Annotated in this window: 19 protein-coding genes; 14 read left to right on the top strand and 5 right to left on the bottom strand. The window is 72.7% G+C overall.

Features of this window, described 5'->3' with window-relative positions; genetic code table 11:
* Nucleotides 1–51 precede the first annotated feature (51 nt).
* The 5 genes from groL to FHS88_RS06735 all read left to right on the top strand — a co-directional run bounded on the left by groL (nt 52) and on the right by FHS88_RS06735 (nt 5,078).
* The gene (gene groL / locus FHS88_RS06755) at nt 52–1,686 is read left to right on the top strand and encodes a chaperonin GroEL (protein ID WP_184482767.1); all 1,635 of its coding nucleotides are present in this window, start codon (nt 52–54) and stop codon (nt 1,684–1,686) included.
* 252 nt (nt 1,687–1,938) lie between these two features.
* A complete protein-coding gene (locus FHS88_RS06750) occupies nt 1,939–2,142 on the top strand; it encodes a cold-shock protein (RefSeq protein WP_184482764.1) in 204 nt (67 codons plus the stop codon).
* Between the two features lie 20 nt (nt 2,143–2,162).
* Entirely contained in the window at nt 2,163–3,122 is a 960-nt protein-coding gene (locus tag FHS88_RS06745) for a threonine dehydratase (RefSeq protein WP_184482761.1), read from the top strand.
* A gap of 34 nt (nt 3,123–3,156) precedes the next feature.
* Entirely contained in the window at nt 3,157–4,344 is a 1,188-nt protein-coding gene (locus FHS88_RS06740; protein ID WP_184482758.1) for an amidohydrolase family protein, read from the top strand.
* 11 nt (nt 4,345–4,355) lie between these two features.
* Nucleotides 4,356–5,078, top strand: coding sequence for an enoyl-CoA hydratase/isomerase family protein (locus tag FHS88_RS06735; protein WP_221244356.1), 723 nt, complete (start codon nt 4,356–4,358; stop codon nt 5,076–5,078).
* Between the two features lie 84 nt (nt 5,079–5,162).
* Here the strand turns inward: FHS88_RS06735 and FHS88_RS06730 are convergent, their stop codons facing one another.
* The 3 genes from FHS88_RS06730 to FHS88_RS06720 form a co-directional block, all read right to left on the bottom strand.
* On the bottom strand, nt 5,163–5,675 hold the full coding sequence (locus FHS88_RS06730; protein ID WP_184482753.1) for a cupin domain-containing protein: 513 nt from the start codon (nt 5,673–5,675) through the stop codon (nt 5,163–5,165).
* A 65-nt stretch (nt 5,676–5,740) separates the two neighbouring features.
* Nucleotides 5,741–8,524, bottom strand: a complete 2,784-nt coding sequence (locus FHS88_RS06725; RefSeq protein WP_184482751.1) for an ATP-dependent DNA helicase — start codon at nt 8,522–8,524, stop codon at nt 5,741–5,743.
* A 195-nt stretch (nt 8,525–8,719) separates the two neighbouring features.
* The gene (locus FHS88_RS06720) at nt 8,720–9,733 is read right to left on the bottom strand and encodes an aspartate-semialdehyde dehydrogenase (protein WP_184482748.1); all 1,014 of its coding nucleotides are present in this window, start codon (nt 9,731–9,733) and stop codon (nt 8,720–8,722) included.
* A gap of 180 nt (nt 9,734–9,913) precedes the next feature.
* On the opposite strand from FHS88_RS06720, the gene FHS88_RS06715 reads away from it, so the two are divergent.
* From FHS88_RS06715 to FHS88_RS06690, 6 genes are all read left to right on the top strand, one after another.
* Complete coding sequence (locus tag FHS88_RS06715; protein ID WP_338146451.1) at nt 9,914–11,539, top strand: lysine--tRNA ligase; 1,626 nt, start codon at nt 9,914–9,916, stop codon at nt 11,537–11,539.
* Entirely contained in the window at nt 11,536–13,494 is a 1,959-nt protein-coding gene (locus FHS88_RS06710; protein ID WP_184482743.1) for a lysylphosphatidylglycerol synthase domain-containing protein, read from the top strand. The genes FHS88_RS06715 and FHS88_RS06710 overlap by 4 nt, the downstream gene beginning before the upstream one ends.
* Before the next feature lie 66 nt (nt 13,495–13,560).
* On the top strand, nt 13,561–14,865 hold the full coding sequence (locus tag FHS88_RS06705; RefSeq protein WP_184482740.1) for a UDP-glucose dehydrogenase family protein: 1,305 nt from the start codon (nt 13,561–13,563) through the stop codon (nt 14,863–14,865).
* A 10-nt stretch (nt 14,866–14,875) separates the two neighbouring features.
* Nucleotides 14,876–16,288 (top strand): phosphoglucomutase/phosphomannomutase PgmG, encoded by a 1,413-nt coding sequence (pgmG, locus tag FHS88_RS06700; RefSeq protein WP_184482737.1) that lies wholly within the window; start codon nt 14,876–14,878, stop codon nt 16,286–16,288.
* A 205-nt stretch (nt 16,289–16,493) separates the two neighbouring features.
* Complete coding sequence (locus FHS88_RS06695) at nt 16,494–17,474, top strand: Bug family tripartite tricarboxylate transporter substrate binding protein (RefSeq protein ID WP_184482734.1); 981 nt, start codon at nt 16,494–16,496, stop codon at nt 17,472–17,474.
* Nucleotides 17,471–17,890 (top strand): gamma-glutamylcyclotransferase, encoded by a 420-nt coding sequence (locus FHS88_RS06690; RefSeq protein ID WP_184482732.1) that lies wholly within the window; start codon nt 17,471–17,473, stop codon nt 17,888–17,890. Before FHS88_RS06695 ends, FHS88_RS06690 begins: the two co-directional genes overlap by 4 nt.
* Here FHS88_RS06690 and FHS88_RS06685 read toward each other — a convergent pair.
* A complete protein-coding gene (locus FHS88_RS06685; protein ID WP_184482729.1) occupies nt 17,856–19,106 on the bottom strand; it encodes a flavin monoamine oxidase family protein in 1,251 nt (416 codons plus the stop codon). The two genes, FHS88_RS06690 and FHS88_RS06685, sit on opposite strands and share 35 nt — an antisense overlap.
* A 37-nt stretch (nt 19,107–19,143) precedes the next feature.
* Here FHS88_RS06685 and FHS88_RS06680 point away from each other — a divergent pair, with 37 nt between their 5' ends.
* Entirely contained in the window at nt 19,144–20,250 is a 1,107-nt protein-coding gene (locus FHS88_RS06680) for a DSD1 family PLP-dependent enzyme (protein WP_184482727.1), read from the top strand.
* 7 nt (nt 20,251–20,257) lie between these two features.
* Here the strand turns inward: FHS88_RS06680 and FHS88_RS06675 are convergent, their stop codons facing one another.
* Nucleotides 20,258–20,908: a S24 family peptidase gene (locus FHS88_RS06675; RefSeq protein ID WP_184482724.1), complete on the bottom strand. Its 651-nt coding sequence runs from the start codon at nt 20,906–20,908 to the stop codon at nt 20,258–20,260.
* Nucleotides 20,909–21,088: 180 nt separating this feature from the next.
* On the opposite strand from FHS88_RS06675, the gene FHS88_RS06670 reads away from it, so the two are divergent.
* A complete protein-coding gene (locus FHS88_RS06670) occupies nt 21,089–21,463 on the top strand; it encodes a hypothetical protein (protein ID WP_184482721.1) in 375 nt (124 codons plus the stop codon).
* Nucleotides 21,460–21,894 (top strand): hypothetical protein, encoded by a 435-nt coding sequence (locus FHS88_RS06665; protein WP_338146450.1) that lies wholly within the window; start codon nt 21,460–21,462, stop codon nt 21,892–21,894. Before FHS88_RS06670 ends, FHS88_RS06665 begins: the two co-directional genes overlap by 4 nt.
* Nucleotides 21,895–21,957: the final 63 nt, after the last annotated feature.

The following is a 21,957-nucleotide window of genomic DNA, read 5'->3' as shown; positions in this document are numbered from 1 at the left end:
GCCGCTTCCGCCTTCCCCGATCCATCCAGAGTTTTCGAGAGGTAGACAGCAATGGCTGCTAAGGACGTGAAGTTCGGCGCCACGGCGCGCGACAAGATGCTGCGCGGCGTTGACATCCTGGCCGACGCCGTGAAGGTGACGCTGGGCCCGAAGGGCCGCAACGTCGTGATCGACAAGTCCTTCGGTGCCCCGCGCATCACGAAGGACGGCGTGACGGTCGCGAAGGAGATCGAGCTCGCCGACAAGTTCGAGAACATGGGCGCGCAGATGGTGCGCGAGGTGGCCTCGAAGACCAACGACCTCGCCGGTGACGGCACCACCACCGCGACCGTGCTGGCCCAGGCCATCGTCCGCGAGGGCGCGAAGGCGGTCGCCGCGGGCATGAACCCGATGGACCTCAAGCGCGGCATCGACAAGGCGGTCGCCGAGGTCGTGAAGGAGCTCGAGGCCCGCACCCGCAAGATCACCACCTCCGCCGAGGTCGCCCAGGTCGGCACCCTCTCCGCCAATGGCGAGAAGGAAATCGGCGAGATGATCGCCAAGGCCATGGAGAAGGTGGGCAACGAGGGCGTCATCACGGTCGAGGAGGCGAAGTCCATCCAGACCGAGCTCGACGTCGTCGAGGGCATGCAGTTCGACCGCGGCTACGTCTCGCCCTACTTCATCACCAACGCCGAGAAGATGATCGCGGAGCTGGATGACCCCTACATCCTGATCCACGAGAAGAAGCTCTCGGGCCTGCAGCCCATGCTGCCGCTGCTCGAATCGGTCGTGCAGTCCGGCCGCCCGCTGGTGATCGTGGCCGAGGACGTCGAGGGCGAGGCGCTGGCCACCCTCGTGGTCAACAAGCTGCGCGGCGGCCTGAAGGTCGCGGCGGTGAAGGCGCCTGGCTTCGGCGATCGCCGCAAGGCGATGCTCGAGGACATCGCCATCCTGACCGGCGGTGAGGTCATCTCCGAGGATCTCGGCATCAAGCTCGAGAACGTGACGCTCAACATGCTCGGCCGCGCGAAGAAGGTGCGGATCGAGAAGGAGAACACCACGATCGTCGAGGGTGCCGGCAAGAAGGAGGACATCAAGGGCCGCTGCGAGCAGATCAAGGCGCAGATCGAGGAGACCACCTCGGACTACGACCGCGAGAAGCTGCAGGAGCGCCTGGCGAAGCTCGCCGGCGGTGTCGCCGTGATCCGCGTCGGCGGCTCGACCGAGGTCGAGGTGAAGGAGCGCAAGGACCGCGTGGACGACGCGCTGCACGCGACCCGCGCCGCGGTCGAGGAAGGCATCGTGCCGGGCGGCGGCGTCGCGCTGGCGCGCGCCTCGCAGAAGCTCGCGGCCCTGAAGGGCGAGAACCACGACCAGCAGGTCGGCATCGACCTGGTGCGCCGCGCCATCCAGGCGCCGCTGCGCCAGATCGCCGAGAACGCCGGCAAGGACGGCGCGGTGGTCGCGGGCGAGGTGCTGCGCACCGACAAGTACGAGTTCGGCTACGACGCGCAGACCGACGAGTACAAGGACCTGGTGGCCGCCGGCATCATCGACCCGACCAAGGTCGTGCGCACGGCGCTGCAGGATGCGGCCTCGGTCGCCTCGCTGCTGATCACCACCGAGGCGATGGTCGCCGAGCGTCCGGAGAAGAAGGCCGCCCCGGCGGCCCCGGGCGGCGGCATGGGCGACATGGACTTCTGATCGGCGCCAGCCGGTCGGAGCCGGGGCGGGGCGGTCCTTCGGGGCCGCCCCGTTTCCGTTTCGCGGCTGCGCGGAGCAGCGGGACGCTTCGGTTGACGTGGCTGTCATGATCTGCGTGTCATCTACGCACCCATCGCGCCTTGCCTCGCCTTGCCGTGCCTCCGGATGCCCGGGCGCCTCCAAGCCGATCCCGGGCACGGCTGGGCGATCCCGGCGCATCCCGCGCGCCGGCAAGGCAAGGAGGCCCGCCGCATGGCGATCGGTACCGTGAAGTGGTTCAACGCGACCAAGGGCTACGGGTTCATCGTGCCGCAGGACGGCGGCAAGGATGTCTTCGTGCACATCACCGCCGTGCAGAAGGCGGGGCTGACCGGGCTGAACGAGAACCAGAAGGTCAGCTACGACGTGGCGACGGAGCGCGGCAAGGCGGCCGCGGTCAACCTCAAGACCATCTGAGGGCGCGCGCCGCCTCGCCGATGTTCACGCTGGACGCGCTCGAGGAAGCGGCGCGCCTCGTCCACCGGGCCTTCGCGCCGACGCCGCAGGTCGCCTGGCCGCTCCTCGCGGCGCGGACCGGCGCGGAGGTCTGGGTCAAGCACGAGAACCACACGCCGACCGGCGCCTTCAAGCTGCGCGGCGGCCTGGTCTACATGGAACGCCTGAAGCGCGAGCGGCCGCAGGTGCGCGGCGTGGTCAGCGCGACGCGCGGCAATCACGGCCAGTCGCTGGCCTATGCCGGCAGGCTGCATGGCGTGCCGGTGACGATCCTGGTCCCGCACGGCAACAGCGCGGAGAAGAACGCGGCGATGCGCGCCTTCGGGGCGCGCCTCGTGGAGCACGGCGCGGATTTCGACGCCGCGCGCGAGGAGGCGGCGCGCCTCGCTGCCGCCGAGGGGCTGGAGTTCGCGCCCTCCTTCGCGCCCGACCTCGTGCTGGGTGTGGCGACCTATGCGCTGGAGTTCTTCCGCGGCAGCCCGCCGCTCGATGTGCTGTATGTGCCGATCGGCATGGGTTCGGGCATCTGCGGCTGCATCCTGGCGCGCGACCTTCTCGGCCTCGGCACCGAGATCATCGGCGTGCAGAGCGCGGGCGCGCCGTCCTACGCGCTGTCCTTCGCGGCCGGGCATGTGGTGACGACGCCGAAGGCCGAGACGCGCGCGGACGGGATGGCGACGCGCGTGCCGGATGCCGAGGCGCTCGCGATCATCCGCCGCGGCGCCGCGCGCATCGTGACGGTGACGGATGAGGAGGTCGCCGCGGCGATCCGCGCCTATTGGCAGGACACGCACAACCTTGCGGAAGGGGCGGGTGCGGCGCCGCTCGCGGCGCTGATGCAGGAACGCGCCGCGATGCGCGGCCGGCGCGTCGGGCTCGTGCTGTGCGGGGGCAATATCGACCTCGACCTGTTCCGCGACTGGGTGATGGCGGCGGCCTGATCCCGCCCGCCGCGACGACGGGAAGGATCCGCCCATGACGACCTGGCATCTGACGAATGTCCGCCCCATGGGCGGCGCGGCGGCGACGGTGTCGATCACGGGCGGGCGGATCGCCGCCATCGCGCCCGCCGCGCCGCCGGCCGGGGAGCCGAGCGAGGACGGGCGCGGCATGCTGTTGCTGCCCGGCTTCGTCGAGGGGCACACCCATCTCGACAAGACGACCATCCACCTGCCGGACTGGCTGGTGAACGCGGTCGGGCCGCGCATCGAGGACAAGATCGACACCGAGCGCGAATGGCGCGCGCGCACCGGGCATGATGCCGGGGCTGCCTCGCTGGCGCTGGCGCGCGCCTTCCTCGCGGCGGGGACGACACGCATCCGCAGCCATGTGGACGTGGATACGGTGGGCGGGACGCGCCATGTCGCGCGCGTGCTGGAAACCCGCGAGGCGATGCGCGGGCTGCAGGAGATCCAGATCGTCGCCTTCCCGCAATCGGGCATCCTCGCCCGGCAGGGGACGGAGAGGCTGCTCGATGCGGCGCTGGCGATGGGGGCGGACATCGTCGGCGGGCTCGATCCCTGCGCCATCGAGCGCGATCCGGTGCGGCACCTCGATATCGTGTTCGGGCTGGCGGAGAGGCACGGCAAGCCGGTGGACATCCATCTGCACGAGCCGGGGACGATGGGGGCCTTCTCGCTCGACCTCATTCTCGAACGCACGCGCGCGCTCGGCATGGAGGGCAAGGTGGTGGTGAGCCACGCCTTCTGCCTGGGCGACATCGCCGAACGCGAGCGCGATGCGCTGCTGGCGCGCATGGCGCAGCTCGGCGTCGCCATCGCGACGACGGCGCCGGCCTCGCGCCCCGTGCCGCCTGTCGCCGCCTGCCGCGCGGCGGGGGTGACGATCTTCGGCGGCAATGACGGCATCCGCGATACCTGGACGCCCTATGGCTCGCCCGACATGCTCGAGCGCGCGATGCTCATCGGCCTGCGCAACAACTTCCGGCGGGATGACGAGGTGGCGCTGGCCTTCGATTGCGTCAGCGCGGCGGGGGCGCAGGGGTGCGGATTTTCCGACCACGGCCTCCTGCCCGGCGCGCGCGCCGATCTCGTGCTGGTCGAGGCGCGGACGCTGGCCGAGGCGGTGGTGGCGCGCCCTGTTCGCCGCCTTGTCGTCTCGGCCGGGCGCGTCGTCGCGCGGGACGGGGTGCTGTCGGCATGACGGAGGAGGTGTTGAGCAGGCTCGATGGCGCGATCGCGACCATCACCCTCGCGCGTCCTGAGCGGGGCAACGCGCTGGGGCCGGGGATGGTGGCGGGGATCGAGGCGGCGCTCGATGCCGCCGAGGCGGCGGGCGCGCGCTGCATCGTGCTGCGCGGGGAGGGGCGCAATTTCTGCACCGGGCTCGACCTGTCGGGCCTTGCGGAGACGAGCGAGGGCGACCTCGCGCTGCGCATCCTGCGCATCGAGATCCTGCTGCAGCGGATCCATGCCTTGCCGGTGACGACCGTCGCGGTGGCGGGCGGGCGGGTCTTCGGCGCGGGGGCGGACCTTTTCGCCGCCTGCGACCATCGCATCGCGCTGGAAGGGGCGTCCTTCGCCTTCCCCGGGCCGGGCTTCGGGTTGGTGCTCGGGACGGGCCGGCTGGCCGGGCTGGTGGGGGATGGAACGGCGCGGCGCCTGCTCCTGGCGGGCGCGAGCGTCGGCGCCGCGCGGGCGCTCGCGATCGGCCTCGCGACGGCGGTGGTCGCGGATGCGGCGGAGGCGGTGGCCGCGGCGGCGGAGGCGGCCACGCGCCTCGATGCCGCGACGGTGGCCGCGCTGCATGCGCGCACGCGGCGGGCCGATGATGCGGGCGATCTCGCGGCGCTGGCGCGCTCGGTCGCGCGGCCCGGCCTCAAGGCGCGGGTGGAGGCATACCGGGCGCAGGCGACGGCGCAGCGCGGGCGCGGCTGATCCGTACGAAGGCGTGCGGCAGCAGGGCCCGTCACCCGGCGGGCAGAGGCTGGTCCTTCGCCCGCCGGGTCCGGCCCGGCGGCCTCAGGCCGCGGCGTCCACCGGCTGGTAGGGCAGGCGCTTCACCCGGTCCATGTTCATGCCCTCGATCCGCAGCAGGCGCGTGGGGCCGTCGCGGCGCGGGGAATGCAGCACGCCGGGCTCGTAGAGATAGGCGTCGCCCGGCTTCATGGCGTAGTCGCGGATGCGCCTGGCCTTGCCCGGCGTGGTCTCGGTCGGGCGGGCGAGGCATTCCCAGTCGGTCATGATGGTCTCGCCCGCGGCCTGGCCGTAGATCGCCCAGGAGGGGCCGTGGTCGTGCGGGCCGGTGGTCTTGGCGTCCTTGTAGGCATGGGCGAGGACGGTGAAGCCGAGTTCGGGATCCTCGTAGAGCACCTTGCGCTCGGGCGTCGCGTCGTTGATGTGCGCGGCAACGAAGGCGGGGTCCTTCAGGGCCTCGCGCACGAGGTCGCAGACCATCCGGCGGCCTTCGGTGCCGGGGTGGTCCTTCAGCGCGGCGCGGGCGCGGCTGACGAAATCATCGAGCGTCATGGGCATGGGCATTCTCCTCCCGCCTCGGTCCGGAGAGGAGATTGCTCCCCGCCGCGCGCGGAAGGAAGGGGTCAGGTTTCGGCCAGGAAGGCGCGCGTCTCGGCCACCGCCTGCGCGAGGCCGAGGCGGCGGATCAGCACGCCCGGCGGCAGGCCGTGCAGCAGGCGCGAGGGGCAGCGGGCGTCGAGCATGACGAAGACGCCGCGGTCGTCGGCGCGGCGAACCAGCCGGCCGAAGGCCTGGCGCAGCCGGTGGCGGGCCACCCGGTCGTCGTAGTCCTTCGGCCGCCCGCCCGAGAGGTGCAGCCGGCGCTCGCGGTGCAGGATGGTCGGGCGCGGCCAGGGCACGCGGTCGAAGACCAGCAGGCGCAGCGCCCGGCCGGGCACGTCCACGCCGTCCCTCATGGCATCGGTGCCGAGCAGGCAGGCATGCTCCTCGGCGCGGAAGACATCCACGAGCGTCGCATTGTCCATTGCGTCCACATGCTGGGCGTAGAGCGGGATGCCGGCATTCTCGAGCGGGGCCGCGATGCGGGCATGGACCTCGCGCAGGCGGCGGATGGCGGTGAACAGGCCGAGCGCGCCGCCGCCTGCGGCCAGGAACAGCGCCTGGAAGGCGGCGGCGACCTGGGCGGGTTCCTCCTTCGCCACATCGGTCACGACGAGGCAGCGCGTCTGCGCGGCGTAGTCGAAGGGGGAGGGGACGGCGGCGCGGATCGCCGGGCTCGGCAGGTGGATCGCGCCGGTGCGGGCCTCGGCCTCGTGCCAGGCGGATTCGGGGTCGGCGCCGGTCTCGGCCTCGTCGCGCAGGGTGGCGGAGGTGATCAGCAGCCCGTGCGCCGGGGCCGCGACGGCGCGGGCGAAGGGCTCGGTCGGGTCGAGGTGGTGGCGGTGCATCCCGGCATCGGTATCCGCGCCGCCGCGGCGTTCGAGGGAGAGCCAGTCCACGAAGGCGGGGCGCTCGCCGGGTTCGGGCGGAGCGGCCTGGATGGTGGCGAGCATGCCCTGCCAGGCCTCGCAGGGCATGAGAACGCGGCGCTCGATGGCGCGGCAGGCGGCCTCGATGCGGATGCGATCGCCGGTTTCGAGGTCCGCCGCCTCCTCCTCCAGCCGGGCGGTGAGACGGTCGCGCAGCGCGCGAGCCGGCTGTTCGAGGCGGGCGAGCGCGCGGGCGAGGGCCTCGGCGGCGGGCGGCAGCGCCTCCGTCACGGGAAACAGGTCGCATTCGGAATCGTAGAGGCCGGCGTCGCGGCGCTCGCGGGTGCGGGCGAGCACCTGCTCGCGCACGGCGCGGAGGAAGGCTTCCGCCGGGTTGGGTGCCTCCTCGGGGCGCGCCACGGCTCCGCCGCCGAGGCGGGAGGGCCAGCCGGGGACGGGCAGGGCGCGCGCGGCCTGCAGGGCTGCATCCAGTTGCGCGGCGAGGTCCGGGCGGTCGGCGATCAGTTCCTCCAGCCGCCGGCGCAGGCCGCGGGCACGGGAGCGGCCGCCTTCCGCGCCCAGCAGCCAGCGGCGCATCTCGGCCATCTCGGCGCCGGTGAGGTCGGCGGAGAAGGCGGAATCGGCGGCGTCGAAGAGGTGGTGGCCCTCGTCGAAGACGAGGCGCAGCGGCGGGCCGTCCTCCCCGCCGCCGAGCGCGGCCTGGACCATGACCAGCGCGTGGTTGGCGACGACGATCCGCGCCGATTTCGCGCGGCGGACGGAATGCTCGACGAAGCATGTCTTGTAGTGCGGGCAGGCGGAATGGATGCATTCGCCGCGCCGGTCGGCGAGCGGCAGGACAGCGGCAGGGCCGAAGAGTTCCGCGATCCAGCCGGGGAAGTCGCCGCCGAGCAGGTCCCCGTCGCGCGTGAACAGCGCCCAGCGCGCGACGAGGCCGAGCGGGATGGCGAGGTGCGGCGCGGGGATGGCGGCCGTCAGGTCATCGAGGTTCAGCAGGCAGAGGTAGTTCTCGCGGCCCTTGCGGAGCACCACGCGGCGGCGGCGCTCCTCCGGGTCCGGGAAGAGGCGGGCGGTCTCCTGGTCGATCTGGCGCTGCAGGTTGCGGGTGTAGGTGCTGATCCAGACCGGCGCGCCGTTCCTCTCGGCCCAGAGGCTGGCGGGCGCGACATAGCCGAGCGTCTTGCCCGTGCCGGTCCCCGCTTCGGCCAGGACCAGCGCGGGGGCGCCGGGATGGGCGCGAGGGGCGAAGGCGGCGGCGGCGGCGGAGGCGTAGTCGGCCTGCTGCGGGCGCTGCTCGGCGCCGGGGCCCAGGATCTCGGCGAGGCGGCGGCGGGCCTCGGCCGGCTCCACGGCGAAGGTAGCGGGCGGTGGGGGCGGGGCGGTGTCCTCCCATTCGGGGAGGCGGCGCCAGACCTTGTAGGCGCGCGCATCGGGCTTTGCCCCGGGCTCGCCGAGGGCGGCGAGGACCGAGGGCGCCCAGGGCCAGCCCGCCTCCCCCATGCGGGCGGCCAAGCCCGGGGCGTCGCGGTTGCGGGGGTGTTCGCGCGTGTCGGCCAGGTGGCGCAGCAGGTGGGTGGCGATCTCCGGCAGCAGGGCGACGGCGGCTTCGTCGTCGGGCGGCTGCGGCAGATCGAGCGCGAGGGCGAGGCCACGCGGGGTGGGGGCGCAGGGTTCGGCCGGGCGGCAGAAGGCGAAGAGGTCGAGGAGGTCATGCGCTGCGTCGAAGCCCGGCAGGCCGAGGCGGCGGGCGGTGGCGGGGGCGTGGACGAGAAGGGGGGCGGTGTCCCGCACAGCCTTCGCGGCCGCCTCGCTGTCGAGGATCTCGATCTCGCCGTCGGTGGTGAGCAGGACGGCGCGGCCGAAGCCCGCGACGAGCGAAGGCACGCCGGGGAGGAGGAGTCGCGGGGCCGAGGGCATGAGGCAGCCTAGCAGGGGCAGGCGTGGCCGGAGAGGGGCGCTGCCCCTCTCCGCACCTCTCTCCGCCAAAGGCCGAAAGGCCTTTGGGAACCTGGAGATCGGGTTCCCCGGGCACAGGGTTGGCGCCAGATGATGGTTTGCAAAGGCCCTTCGGCCTTTGCCGGGGAGGCCTGGAGGGGCGGCGCCCCTCCAGCGTCACGCCGCCTTGCGAGCCACCATCGGCAGACGCTCGGCGATCTGCACCGCGTTCAGCGCCGCGCCCTTCAGGAGCTGGTCCCCGCAGAGGAAGAAATCGAGCCCGTGATCGCCGAAGACCGGGTTTGCGCGGATGCGCCCGGCCTCGACATCGTCCTGGCCGGTCGCGGTGAGCGGCATCGGGTAGAGGCCGTTCGCCGGGTCGTCCACCACCTTCACGCCATGGGCGCGGCGCAGCACCTCGCGCGCGGCCTCGGGCGTGACGGGGCGCTCGGTCTCGATGGTTACGGCCTCGGCGTGCACGCGCATCGTCGGGATGCGGACGGCGGTGCAGGAGATGGGCAGGTCGGGCAGGCCCATGATCTTCCGGCTCTCCCACACGACCTTCATCTCTTCCTTCGTGTAGCCATTGGGCTGGAAGACATCGATCTGCGGGATGACGTTGAAGGCGAGCGGCCAGCGGAAGACCTCGGCCTGCGGCTTCGCACCCTCGACCAGGACGCGGCGGGTCTCGCGCTCGAGTTCCGCCATGCCTTCGGCGCCGGCGCCCGAGGCGGCCTGATACGTCGAGACGATCACGCGCCTGAGGCCGAAGGCCTGGCGGAGCGGCTCGAGCGCCACGACCAGGATCGCGGTGGTGCAGTTGGGATTGGCGATCAGGCGATGGGCGCCGATGGCCGAGGCGTTCACCTCCGGCACCACCAGCGGCACGCCCTCCTGCAGGCGGAAGGCGGAGGAATTGTCGATCACCGTCACGCCGGCCTCGACCATCCGCGGCGCATGGGCCTTGGCGAAGTCCCCGGAGACGGCGAGCAGGGCGAGGTCGAGGTCGCGCACGGCGGCGTCGGAGAACTCCTCGATCGCGACCTCGCCGAAGGGCGTCTTCGTTTTCGTGCCGGCGCTGCGGGCGGAGGCGAAGAGCCTCAGCGAGGTGACCGGGAAGGCCCGGCGCCCCAGGACGTCCACGAGCTCGCGGCCCACCGCACCGGTGGCGCCGACAATACCGACACGCATGTCCCTCTCTGTCCTTTCGACGGCTGGAAGGGGCCGGTTGCATAGCGCAACGGGCGCGCGGGACCAATGCTTTCCGGCGGATGCGGCCCCCGGCGGGCGGCATGGCGGCGCGGCGGGGTCGCATCCGGGCGCGCGGGCACCTATAACGCGCCACCCTCTGCCGTGGATGAGTGCGCGACCGTGACGACCGCCCCGACCGACCTTTCCGCCGTGAAGGCCTGGCCCTTCGAGGAGGCGCGCAAGGTCGCCGCGCGCCTGGAGCGATCCGGCAAGGACGTGGCGCTGTTCGAGACCGGCTACGGCCCCTCAGGCCTGCCGCATATCGGCACCTTCGGGGAGGTGGCGCGCACCACCTGGGTGCGCCGCGCCTTCGAGATGCTGACGGGCAAGCGCTCCCGCCTCGTCGCCTTCAGCGACGACATGGACGGCTTGCGCAAGGTGCCGGACAACGTGCCGAACCGGGAGATGCTGGCGCAGCATCTGGGCCGGCCGGTGACGGCGGTGCCCGACCCCTTCGGCACGCATGAGAGTTTCGGGCACCACAACAACGCCCGGCTGCGCGCCTTCCTCGACGCCTTCGGCTTCGACTACGAGTTCGCGAGTTCCTCCGACTACTACCGGTCCGGCCGGTTCGACGCGGCGCTGCTGCGCATGGCCGAGCGGCACGAGGAGGTGCGCGCGGTCATCCTGCCGACGCTGGGCCCCGAGCGCCGCGCCACCTATTCGCCCTTCCTGCCGATCCATCCGAGGACGGGCGTCGTGATGCAGGTGCCGATGGAGGAGGTGCGGCCCGAGCGCGACGAGCTGATCTGGCGCGACCCCGAAAGCGGCGAACGCTTCGCCACCCGCATCACGGGCGGGCACTGCAAGGCGCAGTGGAAGGCCGACTGGGCGCTGCGCTGGTTCGCCCTCGGCGTGGACTACGAGATGTCGGGCAAGGACCTGATCGATTCCGTGAAGCTCTCCTCCGCGATCTGCCGCGTGCTGGGCGGCGAGCCGCCCGAGAGCTTCACCTACGAGCTGTTCCTCGACGCCGAGGGCCAGAAGATCAGCAAGTCCAAGGGCAACGGGCTGACCATCGAGGAATGGCTGCGCTACGCGCCGCCCGAGAGCCTCGCGCAGTTCATGTTCAACCAGCCGCAGCGGGCCAAGCGGCTCTACTTCGACCAGATCCCGCGCGCGGTGGACGAATACCTGCAGCACCGGGCGCGGCTGCGCGCGGCCGCCGACCCGGCCAACCCGGCCTGGCACATCCATGGCGGGACGGCGCCGAACGACCCGGAGCCGCCGGTCTCCTTCACCATGCTGCTCAACCTCGCCTCGGTCGTGAATGCGGACGACCCGGAGATGCTCTGGGGCTTCCTGCGCCGTTACGCGCCCGGCGCGACGCCGGCCTCGCAGCCGCTGCTCGGCAAGCTGGTGGAGCACGCAGTGCATTACTACCGGGATTTCGTGGCGCCGACGAAGCGCTTCCGCGCCCCCACCGATGCCGAGCGCGAGGCGCTGGCCGCGCTGATGTCCGCCTTGCGCGACCGCGCGGCGGATCTCGAGGCGATGGAACCGGAGGAGCGCGCCAGGGCGATCCAGGACCTGGTCTATGACGCGGGACGCCGCCCGCCCTTCCTGCAGCCGAACAAGGACGGGACGATGGGTGTCTCGCGCGCCTGGTTCAACGCGCTCTATCAGGTGCTGCTCGGGCAGGAGGAAGGTCCGCGCTTCGGCGGCTTCGTCGCGCTCTACGGCATCGCCGGGACGATCGGGCTGATCGAGACGGCGCTCGCGCGCGGGGAGCGGCCGGGCGCGTGAGCGCAGGCGGGCGCGTCCTCGCCGCGCTGAAGCGGCACGGGCCGACGGTGTTCGGCCTGCTGCTGCTCGTGGCCGCGCTCTACGTGGTGCAGCGGGAGTTCCGCAGCCTGTCCTGGCGCGACATCCAGGGCGCGCTCGCCGCGACGCCGGCCTCGGCCCTGTGGGGGGCGGCGGGCTTCACCGTGCTCGCCTACCTGATCCTGACCGCCTATGACCGGCTGGGCTCGGTCTATGCGGGGCATCCGGTGTCCTACCTGCGGACCTCGCTCGCCTCCTTCGTCGCCTATTCGCTGGCGAACAATCTCGGCTTCGCGACGGTCTCCGGCGCGGCGGTGCGCTACCGCTTCTATGCCGCCTGGGGGCTGCCGCCGATCGCGATCGCGAAGGTGGTGGCCTTCACCTCGCTCACCTTCGGGCTCGGCGGGCTCGCGCTGGGCGGGCTCGTGCTGCTCGTGGAGCCCGAGGTGCTGCCCTTCTTCGGGGATGGCGCGCCGCGCTGGCTGATGCAGGCGGCGGGGCTGCTGATGTGGGCGGTGGTCGCTGCCTATGTGCTGCTCGCGCGCTTCGTGCCGCATTTCCGCCTGGCCGGATACCAGATAGACCTGCCGGGCTTCCGCATGGCGCTGACGCAGACGGCGCTGGCCTCGGCCGATGTGGCGGTGACGGCGCTGATCTTCTGGGCGCTGCTGCCGCCGGCCGAGGGGCTGACCTTCCTGCATTTCCTCGGCATCTACGTTCTCGCGCTCTCGGCCGGGATCCTGGCCAACGTGCCGGGCGGGATCGGGGTCTTCGACGGCGCGATGCTGCTCGGGCTTTCGGGCTATCTGCCGGCGCCCGAGGTGTTCGGCGCGATCCTGCTGTTCCGCCTCTACTACTACATCGTGCCGCTGTTCCTCGCGGGCGTGATGTTCGCGGGCTTCGAGATGAGCCAGCGCCGCCACCTCTTCGAACGCTGGGCGCCGGAGCGCGGCGTCGCGATCTCCTTCGAGGTGCCGGCGATGGCCGCGCTCACGGTGCTGGGCGCGATGACACTGATCTTCATCGGCGCGCTGCCGCCCAAGGCAAGCCCGCTCGCCGGCTACTCGGACCTGCTGCACGAGATGTCGAGCCACTTCGCCGCATCCGTCGTCGGCTCGCTGCTGCTGGTCGCAGCCTATGGGCTGATGCGGCGGCTCGCGCTCGCCTGGTGGGCGGGGATCGTGCTGCTGCTCAACGGCGCGCTGGTGGTGTGGCTGCGCGGCGAGCCCTGGTGGCTGACGGGGGGATTCCTGCTGCTGGTCGGGCTGCTCGCGACCGTGCGCCCGGCCTTCTACCGCCGCGCGCGCCTGACGGCCGAGCCGCTGAGCGAGGGCACGGCGGCGGCGCTCGCCGCGCTCGCGGTCTGTGCGCTGACGCTCGCCTCGGTCGCCTATGCCGGACGGTATGCGGAGATGTCGTGGTGGGGCGTCGCGCTGTCGGGCAACACGCCGCACACGCTGCGCTTCGCGGTCGGGGTCGCGGGCGTGCTGCTGCTGGTGGCCGCGGTGCGGCTGCTGCGCCCGGCCCGGCCGCCGGCGGTGCCCTATGACGAGGCGACGCGGCAGCGCCTGGCCGCGCTCGGCGCGCTGGCGCCGCCGCCGGGCGAGGCCGACGGCGCGGTGTTCGGCGAGGCCGGGCGGGCGGGCTTCGCCTTCGTCAAGCGCGACGGCATCTGGCTCGGTCTCGGCGATCCCGCGGGCGAGGCGGCCGACAGGGTTTCCGCCATCTGGCGGTTCCGCGACATCTGCGAGGCGGCGCGCGTGGACCCCGCCTTCTGGCGCGTGGGCCCGGAACTCGCGCGCGTCTATGCCGATATCGGGCTGACGGTGCTGCCGCTGGCCGGTGGTGCTGAGGGCGCGCGCTTCCTCGCCTGCCGTCCCGAGCGCGACCTCGAGGCGCTGCTGCCGCTGCTGCCGGGAGAGCAGGATGCGCCCTGACCGGCTTGCCAGAGCCGCCCCGAAGCGTCATTGCACAGCCGCCTTGATGAGCCACGAGGGACCCTGATGCGCATCGCCATGATCGGCGCCGGCTATGTCGGCCTCGTCTCCGGCGCCTGCTTCGCCGAGTTCGGCGTCGATGTGACCGTGATGGATGTCGATCCCGACCGGATCGCGGGGCTGCGTGCCGGCCGGATGCCGATCTACGAGCCGGGCCTCGACACGCTGGTCGCCGAGAACGTGAAGAACGGCCGCCTTTCCTTCACCACCGACCTTGCCGAGGCAGTGCGCGGGGCGGATGCGGTGTTCCTCGCGGTCGGGACGCCGACCCGGCGCGGCGACGGGCATGCGGACCTCACCTATGTCTACGCCGCGGCCGAGCAGGTGGCGAAGGCGGCCGAGGGGCCGCTCGTGCTGGTCACCAAATCAACCGTGCCGGTGGGCACCGGGCGCGAGGTGCAGGCGATCGTGCGCCGCGTGCGGCCCGATGCAGGCATCAGCGTCGCCTCCAACCCCGAATTCCTGCGCGAGGGCAGCGCGATCGGCGACTTCATGCGCCCGGACCGCGTGGTGATCGGCGTGGACGACGCGCGCGCCGAGGCGGTGCTGAAGCGGCTCTATCGCCCGCTCTATCTGATCGAGACGCCGGTGCTCTCGGTCAGCATCGAGAGCGCGGAGCTGATCAAGTACGCCGCCAACGCCTTCCTCGCGACCAAGATCACCTTCATCAACGAGATCGCCGACCTGTGCGAGAAGGTCGGCGCCGACGTGCACGACGTGGCGCGGGGGATGGGCCTCGACGGGCGGATCGGGCGGAAGTTCCTTCATCCCGGGCCGGGCTATGGCGGCTCCTGCTTCCCGAAGGACACGCTGGCGCTCGCGCGCACCGCGCAGGATGCGGGCAGCCCGGTGCGGCTGGTCGAGACCACCATCGCGGTGAACGAGGCGCGCAAGGCCCGGATGGCCGAGCGCATCCTCGCCGCGCTCGGCCCCGATCCGAAGGGCAAGCGCGTCGCCGTGCTCGGCGTGACCTTCAAGCCCGAGACGGACGACATGCGCGATGCGCCCTCGCTCGTGATCCTGCCGAGGCTGGTCGCCGCCGGCGTCTCGGTCGTCGCCTTCGACCCGCAGCCCGCCCATGCGCGCCAGGCGCTGCCGGCGGCGGTCGGCTTCGCCGAGAGCGCGCTCGGCGCCGCCGAGGGAGCGGATGCGCTGGTGGTGCTGACGGAGTGGAACGAGTTCCGCGCGCTGCCACCGAACCGCCTCAAGGCCGCCATGAAGGGCGACGTGATTCTCGATCTGCGCAATGTGTGGGACCCGGCGGCGATGCGCGCGGCGGGCTTCACCTATTCCTCCATCGGCCGCCCGTGAGGGAGTGACCATGACCGTCTTCCGCCATCGCTTCGACTCCACGGTCCTGCGCGAATACGACATCCGCGGCATCGTGGGGAAAACGCTGAAGCCCGAGGACGCCTTCGCGATCGGCCGCTGCTTCGGCTCCGTCGTGGTGCGCGAGGGCGGGACGCGGGTCGCGGTCGGCTATGACGGGCGGCTGCATTCGCCCGAGCTCGAGGCGCAGCTCGTCGCCGGGCTGCGCGCCTGCGGGCTCGAGGTGATCCGGATCGGCCTCTGCGCGACGCCGATGCTGTATTTCGCCGCCTACGACCAGGAGGCGGACGGCGCGGCGATGGTCACGGGCAGCCACAACCCGCCGGACTACAACGGCTTCAAGATGATGATCGGCAAGAAGCCCTTCTACGGCAGCGCCATCCAGGCGATCGGGCGCATGGCCGCGGAGGGCGACGTGGTGCCGGAGAAGGCCGGGACCGACCGCGCCGTGGACATCGCCGGCCGCTATGCGGACCGCGTGCTGAAGGATTGGGATGGCGGCGAGCGCAAGCTGAAGGTGGTGTGGGACCCGGGCAACGGCTCGGCCGGGCCGATCGTCAAGGCGCTGGCCGCGCGTCTGCCGGGGATGCATTTCGTCATCAACGGCGACGTGGACGGCACCTTCCCCAACCACCATCCCGACCCGACGGTGGCGAAGAACCTCGAGCAGCTCATCGCCGAGGTGAAGCGGGAGAAGGCCGATCTCGGCATCGCCTTCGACGGCGATGGCGACCGCATCGGCGTGGTGGACGACGAGGGCCACATCCTGTTCGGCGACCAGTTGCTGATCGTGCTGGCGCGCGACGTGCTGAAGGCGCGGCCCGGCGCGACGATCATCGCCGACGTGAAGGCCTCCCAGGTGCTGTTCGACGAGGTGGCCAAGGCCGGCGGCCAGCCGCTGATGTGGAAGACCGGCCATTCGCTGATCAAGGCGAAGATGGCCGAGACCGGCAGCCCGCTCGCCGGAGAGATGTCCGGCCACATCTTCTTCGCCGACAAGTGGTACGGCTTCGACGACGCGCCCTATTCCGCCGTGCGGCTGCTCGGCATCGTCGCGCGCATGGCCGAGCCGCTGTCGAAGGTGCGCGCCGCGCTGCCGCAGGTGATCAACACGCCGGAACTGCGCTTCAACTGCGAGGAGGCGCGCAAGTTCGAGGTGGTGCGCGAGGTGAAGGAGCGCCTCGCGGCCGAAGGCGCCAAGGTGCAGGACGTGGACGGCGTGCGCGTGCTGACCGAGGACGGATGGTGGCTGCTGCGCGCCTCCAACACCCAGGCGGTGCTTGTGGCGCGCTGCGAGGCCTCCTCCGAGGCCGGTCTCGAGCGGCTGAAGGCGCAGCTCGTGAAGCAGCTTGTCGCGAGCGGGCTCGAAGCGCCGGATTTCTCGGGCGAGAATGCGGGGCACTGACGCGGCCGGGGACGGCGCAAGCCGTCCGCGGCGCTGTTCGCCGCGTTGATGCCGGGGCCGCGGCGCGCGCGGATCGGGATGATCAGCGGCCGCGTGCCCCACGGTTGCCGCCTGGCGAGCGATCGCGGCTTCTCCCGCCCGCGCGAGACGGTCTAGCCTCTCCCTCCAGCGCCCGGAGAAACGGGGCGCGGGAGGAGATCCGGGAATGACCATCCGACGCCGTTCGCTGCTGCTGTCCGCCGGTGCCACCCTTGCCGCGCCGGGCCTCGCGCGCGCGCAGGACTTCCCGACACGGCCCATCCGCATCGTCGTGCCCTTCCCCGCGGGCGGCACGACCGATCTGCTGGCGCGCCTCTTCGCGCAGCGGATGAGCGAGACGATGGGCCAGTCCGTCGTGGTCGAGAACCGCGGCGGCGGCGGCGGCTCGATCGGCGCCGATGTCGTCGCGAAGGCGGCGCCGGATGGCTACACGCTGCTGATGCACAACATCACCTTCCCGACCACCACGGCGACGATGGCGCTCGCCGGGCGGCCGCCGCACGACATCGAGCGCGACTTCGCGCCCGTCTCGCTCGGCGCCAACGTGCCGCTCATCCTGCTCGCCAATCCCGCCGTGCCGGCGAACGACCTGCGCGGCTTCCTCGACTGGGCGCGGGGCCAGGCGAACCCCGTCTTCTACGGCTCGACCGGCCCTGGCTCCTTCATGAACATGGTCGGCGAGGTGATGAAGCGCGAGACGGGCATCCGCATGGAGCACGTGCCCTTCCGCGGCGCCGCGCCGCTGGTGCAGGAGCTGATCGCGGGGCGGGTGCAGTTCGGCGGCGACCAGATCTCGACCTCGCTCGGCCATGTGCGGTCCGGGGCGCTGAAGGGGCTGGCGAATGTCGCCTCGCGCCGCGCGCCCGTGCTGCCGGACGTGCCGACGGTGCGCGAGCAGGGGCTGCCGGCCCTCGAACTCGAGGGATGGAACGGCTTCTTCGCGCCCGCGCGCACGCCCGCGCCGGTGCTCGCGCGGCTGCAGCGCGAGATCGCCGCCGCCGCGCGCCACCCCGATCTGGTGCGGCGCTGCGAGGAGGTGGGCGCCGAGCCGGTGGGCTCGGATTCCGAGAGCTTCGGCGCGATGGTCCGCGCGCAGGCGGCGAAGATCCGCGATCTCGTGGTCAGCGTGAACCTCAGGCCGGAGTGATCCTGTTCCTCTACGGCACGCTGCTCGATCCCGGCGTGCTCGCGCGCATGGCGGGGGAGCAGACGCTGGCGCGGCGGATGCGTCCGGCACGGCTGGCGGGCTGGCGGCGGGTCTTCCTGCGCGGCACGCCCTATCCGACGCTGCTGCGCGACCCGGCTTCGGCGGTCGAGGGCGCCGTGCTGCGGGCGGGGGAGGCGGCGCGCGCGCGGCTCGCGGCCTATGAGGGCAGCGCCTATGCCCTGGTGCCGGTCACGGTCGCGACGGCGCGCGGCGCGGTGCGCGCGCGTGCCTGGATCGCCGCGCCCTGGCGGGCCGATCCCGCGCGCCCCTGGCCGGTGGCGGAGCGTTGTCCACCATTGGGGTGGCGGCATGCCGCGCGCCTCACGCCAGGTTGCGCGCGGCCTCGGCCCCGCTGAGCCACGCCCCGGCGACCGTCGCCGCATAGCGCGGGTGGCAGGCCTCCCCCGCGAAGACCAGCCGCCCATCCGCGAGCGGCCGGGCGAGCGTTGTGCGCGCCGCCCGCGCGCCCGGTACGGCGTGCGAATAGGCGCCGCGGAAGAGCGGATCCTCCGCCCAGCGCGTGACCACCGCAGGGCCGAGGGCGGCGGCGGCGCGCGCGCCGAAGACTCGGGCGGCTTCCTCCCGCGCCGCGGCCTCGGCGGCGGCGGGGTCGTGCGCGAGTTCCCAGGCGCGGCTGCCGCCGCAGAAGGCGATCATCAGCGGCTCGCCGAAGAGGCGGGAGATCCAGGACATGGGCCGGTCGCCCTCATGCTCGACGGCGCGGCGCAGGCTGTTGAAGGGCGGAAGATCGGGCGCCTCGGGGTGGTCGGCGCGGAAGGCGATCTTGGTCAGCAGGCCGAGGGGCAGGGCGTGGATCGCCTCCTGCGTCTCCACCGGCAGCGGCGGGTCGAAGGCGATGCCGCCGGCGGCCAGCACGCCGGTCGAGACGGTGACGATGGCTGCGCGCGCCGCGAGCGCGCCGAAGGCGCCCTCCGCCGTGACGCCGCGCGGGCCCCAGCGCAGCCGCTCCACGCGCGCGTGCAGGCGGATCGGCAGGCCCTCGGCGAGGCGCGCGACGAGGCCGCCGACGCCGGCGCGCATGACGAGGTTCGGCCCGTCGAGCGCGGTCGCGGCGAGGTCGTGCAGCGAGATGCGGGAGAGTTCCGCGGCGCAGATCTGCGCCCCTTCCCAATGGGCGATGGTGGCGTCCCACGGCCCGCCGCGCGGTGCGGCCTCGGCGGCCGGGCGGTCGGGGGCGCCGTCGGCGGCGGCGGCCTCGATGGCGGCCCAGAAGGCGTCCTCGGCGGCGGCGAAGGCACGGCGTTCCTCGCGCGTCGCGAGGCGCCCATGGGCGGAGAGCAGGCGCTCGCGGAAGCGGTCGTGGTCCAGCGGCGCGAAGCCGAGCGCATGGGCGAAGGGTGTCAGCGGATTGTCGTCCGCCTGGTGCAGCCAGGAGGCGCCGTGGTCGAAGGGCAGGCCGAGGCTTTCGCTCTCCGTCCAGGCGCGCCCCCCGGGGCGCGCGCCGCCTTCCAGCACGATGCAGGAGCGGCCGCGGGCGGCGAGCGCGCGTGCCGCGGCGATGCCGGCGCAGCCCGCGCCGATGACGAGCGCGTCTGGATCGGAAGGGAACATCGCCGCATCATGCCGCGGCAAGGAGAAGGGATGAACCATGCTGCAGCCGCCGCCCGCCGAACCCGGCATGCGCGAGGAGGAGGTGGACACGCCCGCGCTGCTGCTCGACCTCGATGCCTTCGAGCACAACCTCGACACCATGGCCGCGCTGCTGGCGCCCACGGGGGCGAGGCTGCGGGCGCATGCCAAGACGCACAAATCGGCCGTGATCGCGAAGCTGCAGATGGCGCGCGGCGCCGTCGGGCAATGCGTGCAGAAGGTGGCGGAGGCGGAGGCCTTGGCCTGGGGCGGCATTCCGGACGTGCTGGTGACGAACCAGGTGGTGAGCCCGCGCAAGATCGCGCGCCTCGCCGCACTCGCACGGCTGTGCAAGGTGGGGCTGTGCGTGGACGATGCCGAACAGGTCGCGCTTGCCGAGCAGGCGGCGGATGCGGCCGGCGTGCGGCTGCCGGTGCTGGTGGAGATCGATGTCGGCATGGGCCGCGCCGGCGTGGAACACGGCCCGCCCACGGTGGCGCTGGCAGAGCGCATCGCGGCGAGCAGGCACCTCGTCTTCGGCGGGCTGCAGGCCTATCACGGCACCGCGCAGCACATCCGCTCGCCCGAAGGGCGCGCGGCGGCCATCGCGGAAGCAGCAACGCGGGCGCGCCGGACGGTGGAGCAGTTGAAGCAGCGCGGCCTCGAATGCCCGATCGTCGGCGGCGCCGGCACCGGCACCTTCCGCCACGAGGCGGCGAGCGGCGTCTATACCGAGATCCAGGCCGGGTCCTACGCCTTCATGGACATGGACTATGCACGGAACGACGACGCGCCGCCCTTCCGCCACGCGCTGTTCGTGCTGGCGCAGGTGATGAGCCGCGCGACGCCGGGCGTCGCGGTGGTGGATTGCGGGCATAAGGGGGTGGCGGTGGATTCCGGCATGCCCGGCGTGTGGGGGCGGCCGGGGCTGCGCTATGCCGGCGCCTCGGACGAGCACGGCAAGATCCTGATCGAGGACGGCGCACCACCGGCGCTGGGCGAGAAGCTGCGGCTGATCCCCGGGCATTGCGACCCGACGGTGGATCGCTACGACTGGTATGTCGGCGTGCGGAAGGGGCGGGTCGAGTGCCTGTGGCCGGTCTCGGCGCGGGGCGGAATGGCGTAGCGGCGCGCTACTGGCTCGCCCAGACGATGCGGTGCATCCAGGCGATCTCCGGCAGTTCGAAACTGTAGGAGGGATGCGCCGGGTTGAGGCTGGCGAGTTCGATCCGCTTGGCCGACTGGCGCCGCAGTTCCTTGGCCATGACCTCGCCCTTTGCGGTGCGCACCACCACGCGGTCGCCGCGGCGCACCGGGGCGGCGGGGGAGACGATGACGACATCGCCGTCGCGGAAGACCGGCTCCATGCTCTCGCCGGAGATCTCGAGCGCATAGGCGTTGGGGTCGCCGATATCGGGCAGCGAGATCTCGTCCCAGGAGCCGCCGACCGGATAGCCGCCATCATCGAAGTATCCGTCCCCGCCGGCCTGGGCGAGGCCGATCAGCGGGATGCGGCGGCCCGCGCCGGTGCGGCTGCTGCCGCGCGAGAGCGCGGGCACGCCGGAGACGAGGCTCGCGAAGTCGTCGATGCTGCGCCCGACGGCATCGAGCACCTTGGCGATGCTCTCGGTCGAGGGCCAGCGGGCCCGGCCATCGGCGCCGACGCGCTTGGAGGGGTTGAAGGCGGTGGGGTCGAGCCCGGCCTTGCGGGCGAGGCCCGAGGCCGAAAGGCCGTGTTCCGCAGCGAGGGCGTCGAGCGCGCGCCAGATGTCGTCGTGCCGCATGGTTCTGCTGTCCCGATGGGGGCGGGTCAGGACGCGAATCCAGATGCGGTGGGCGTCCTGGGCAGAACATCCTAGGCTTCGTGTCGGAAGGCAATAGGTCTATCTTCCTTTTCCGTCTTGCGCGGCGCAACCCGGGCGGTTAATGTTCTTGTATTGTTCACCCCAGACGCGAGACCGCCCATGCGACCCGCCCCCCGCGCCGCCCACGCCCCCCGTTTCGCCAGCCTCGCCGCCGCCGAGCCCTTCCGCTCGGCCGAGGAGGCCTGGCTCTGGACCATGGCCGCGCTGATCGCCCGGCGGGACGGCGCGCGCGTCGCCGCCGGGCGCGGCGAGAAGCTGCGGCCCTGCGAGCCGGATGACGTGATCAGGTGCCTCGACCGGCTCTATCGCCAGCGGCGCATCGACCTGATCCATGCCCGCGTGATGCGCGTCTGGGGCGAGCGGGGCTGCGCGCCCGACCCGCGCTACCCCGCCGAGCGGCTGGACGCGGCGCAGTGGCGCGAGGCGATGAACCGCCTGGAATGGCCGCTGCGCGTGAAGGGGATCGTGGCGTGACGCCGCGGCTGAGGGCGGCGCGCGGGGCGCCGCAGGAGGTCTGGATCGCCTTCGGAGGCGAGGCCGACCAGCCCTGGCTGCGCCTGCTGCGCCGCGGCTTCCGCCACTGCTTCGCCGCGCTGCGCGACGAGGCGGGCTGGACGGTGGTGGAACCGCTCTCGGGCCGGCTGCTGGTGGCGCGGCTCGCCGTGCCCGCGGGCTACGACCTTCCGGGCTTCTACGCCCGGGCGGGGCTTGCCGTGCTCGGCCCCTTCGCGCCGGGGCCGGTGCGGGCGCGCCGGCTGCCGCCGCTGCTGCCGCAGAGCTGCGTGGGGCTGTGCCGCGCCCTGCTCGGTGCCGGGGCGCCCTTCGCGGTGACGCCCTTCGGGCTGTTCCTCGGGCTTCGGAAGATTCTTCGCGAGGATAGGAAAAAAGTCTTGACGGCGGGCTGAGCCTGCCGTATCAATCCCCTCGCCAAGGGGCGAGGTGCGCCCGGCGGCCTTCCTCCCGTTCCC

This window comes from Neoroseomonas alkaliterrae (assembly GCF_014199195.1).
Taxonomy (GTDB): domain Bacteria; phylum Pseudomonadota; class Alphaproteobacteria; order Acetobacterales; family Acetobacteraceae; genus Neoroseomonas; species Neoroseomonas alkaliterrae.
This window is presented reverse-complemented; position numbering and strand designations above follow the sequence as displayed.

Coding starts and splice junctions, on each gene's coding strand:
- FHS88_RS06695 (WP_184482734.1), top strand. CDS start 16,494: ATGACCATCCGACGCCGTTCGCTGCTGCTGTCCGCCGGTGCCACCCTT.
- FHS88_RS06725 (WP_184482751.1), bottom strand. CDS start 8,524: ATGCCCTCGGCCCCGCGACTCCTCCTCCCCGGCGTGCCTTCGCTCGTC.
- FHS88_RS06680 (WP_184482727.1), top strand. CDS start 19,144: ATGCTGCAGCCGCCGCCCGCCGAACCCGGCATGCGCGAGGAGGAGGTG.
- FHS88_RS06720 (WP_184482748.1), bottom strand. CDS start 9,733: ATGCGTGTCGGTATTGTCGGCGCCACCGGTGCGGTGGGCCGCGAGCTC.
- groL (WP_184482767.1), top strand. CDS start 52: ATGGCTGCTAAGGACGTGAAGTTCGGCGCCACGGCGCGCGACAAGATG.
- FHS88_RS06745 (WP_184482761.1), top strand. CDS start 2,163: ATGTTCACGCTGGACGCGCTCGAGGAAGCGGCGCGCCTCGTCCACCGG.
- FHS88_RS06750 (WP_184482764.1), top strand. CDS start 1,939: ATGGCGATCGGTACCGTGAAGTGGTTCAACGCGACCAAGGGCTACGGG.
- pgmG (WP_184482737.1), top strand. CDS start 14,876: ATGACCGTCTTCCGCCATCGCTTCGACTCCACGGTCCTGCGCGAATAC.
- FHS88_RS06705 (WP_184482740.1), top strand. CDS start 13,561: ATGCGCATCGCCATGATCGGCGCCGGCTATGTCGGCCTCGTCTCCGGC.
- FHS88_RS06685 (WP_184482729.1), bottom strand. CDS start 19,106: ATGTTCCCTTCCGATCCAGACGCGCTCGTCATCGGCGCGGGCTGCGCC.
- FHS88_RS06670 (WP_184482721.1), top strand. CDS start 21,089: ATGCGACCCGCCCCCCGCGCCGCCCACGCCCCCCGTTTCGCCAGCCTC.
- FHS88_RS06730 (WP_184482753.1), bottom strand. CDS start 5,675: ATGCCCATGACGCTCGATGATTTCGTCAGCCGCGCCCGCGCCGCGCTG.
- FHS88_RS06675 (WP_184482724.1), bottom strand. CDS start 20,908: ATGCGGCACGACGACATCTGGCGCGCGCTCGACGCCCTCGCTGCGGAA.
- FHS88_RS06740 (WP_184482758.1), top strand. CDS start 3,157: ATGACGACCTGGCATCTGACGAATGTCCGCCCCATGGGCGGCGCGGCG.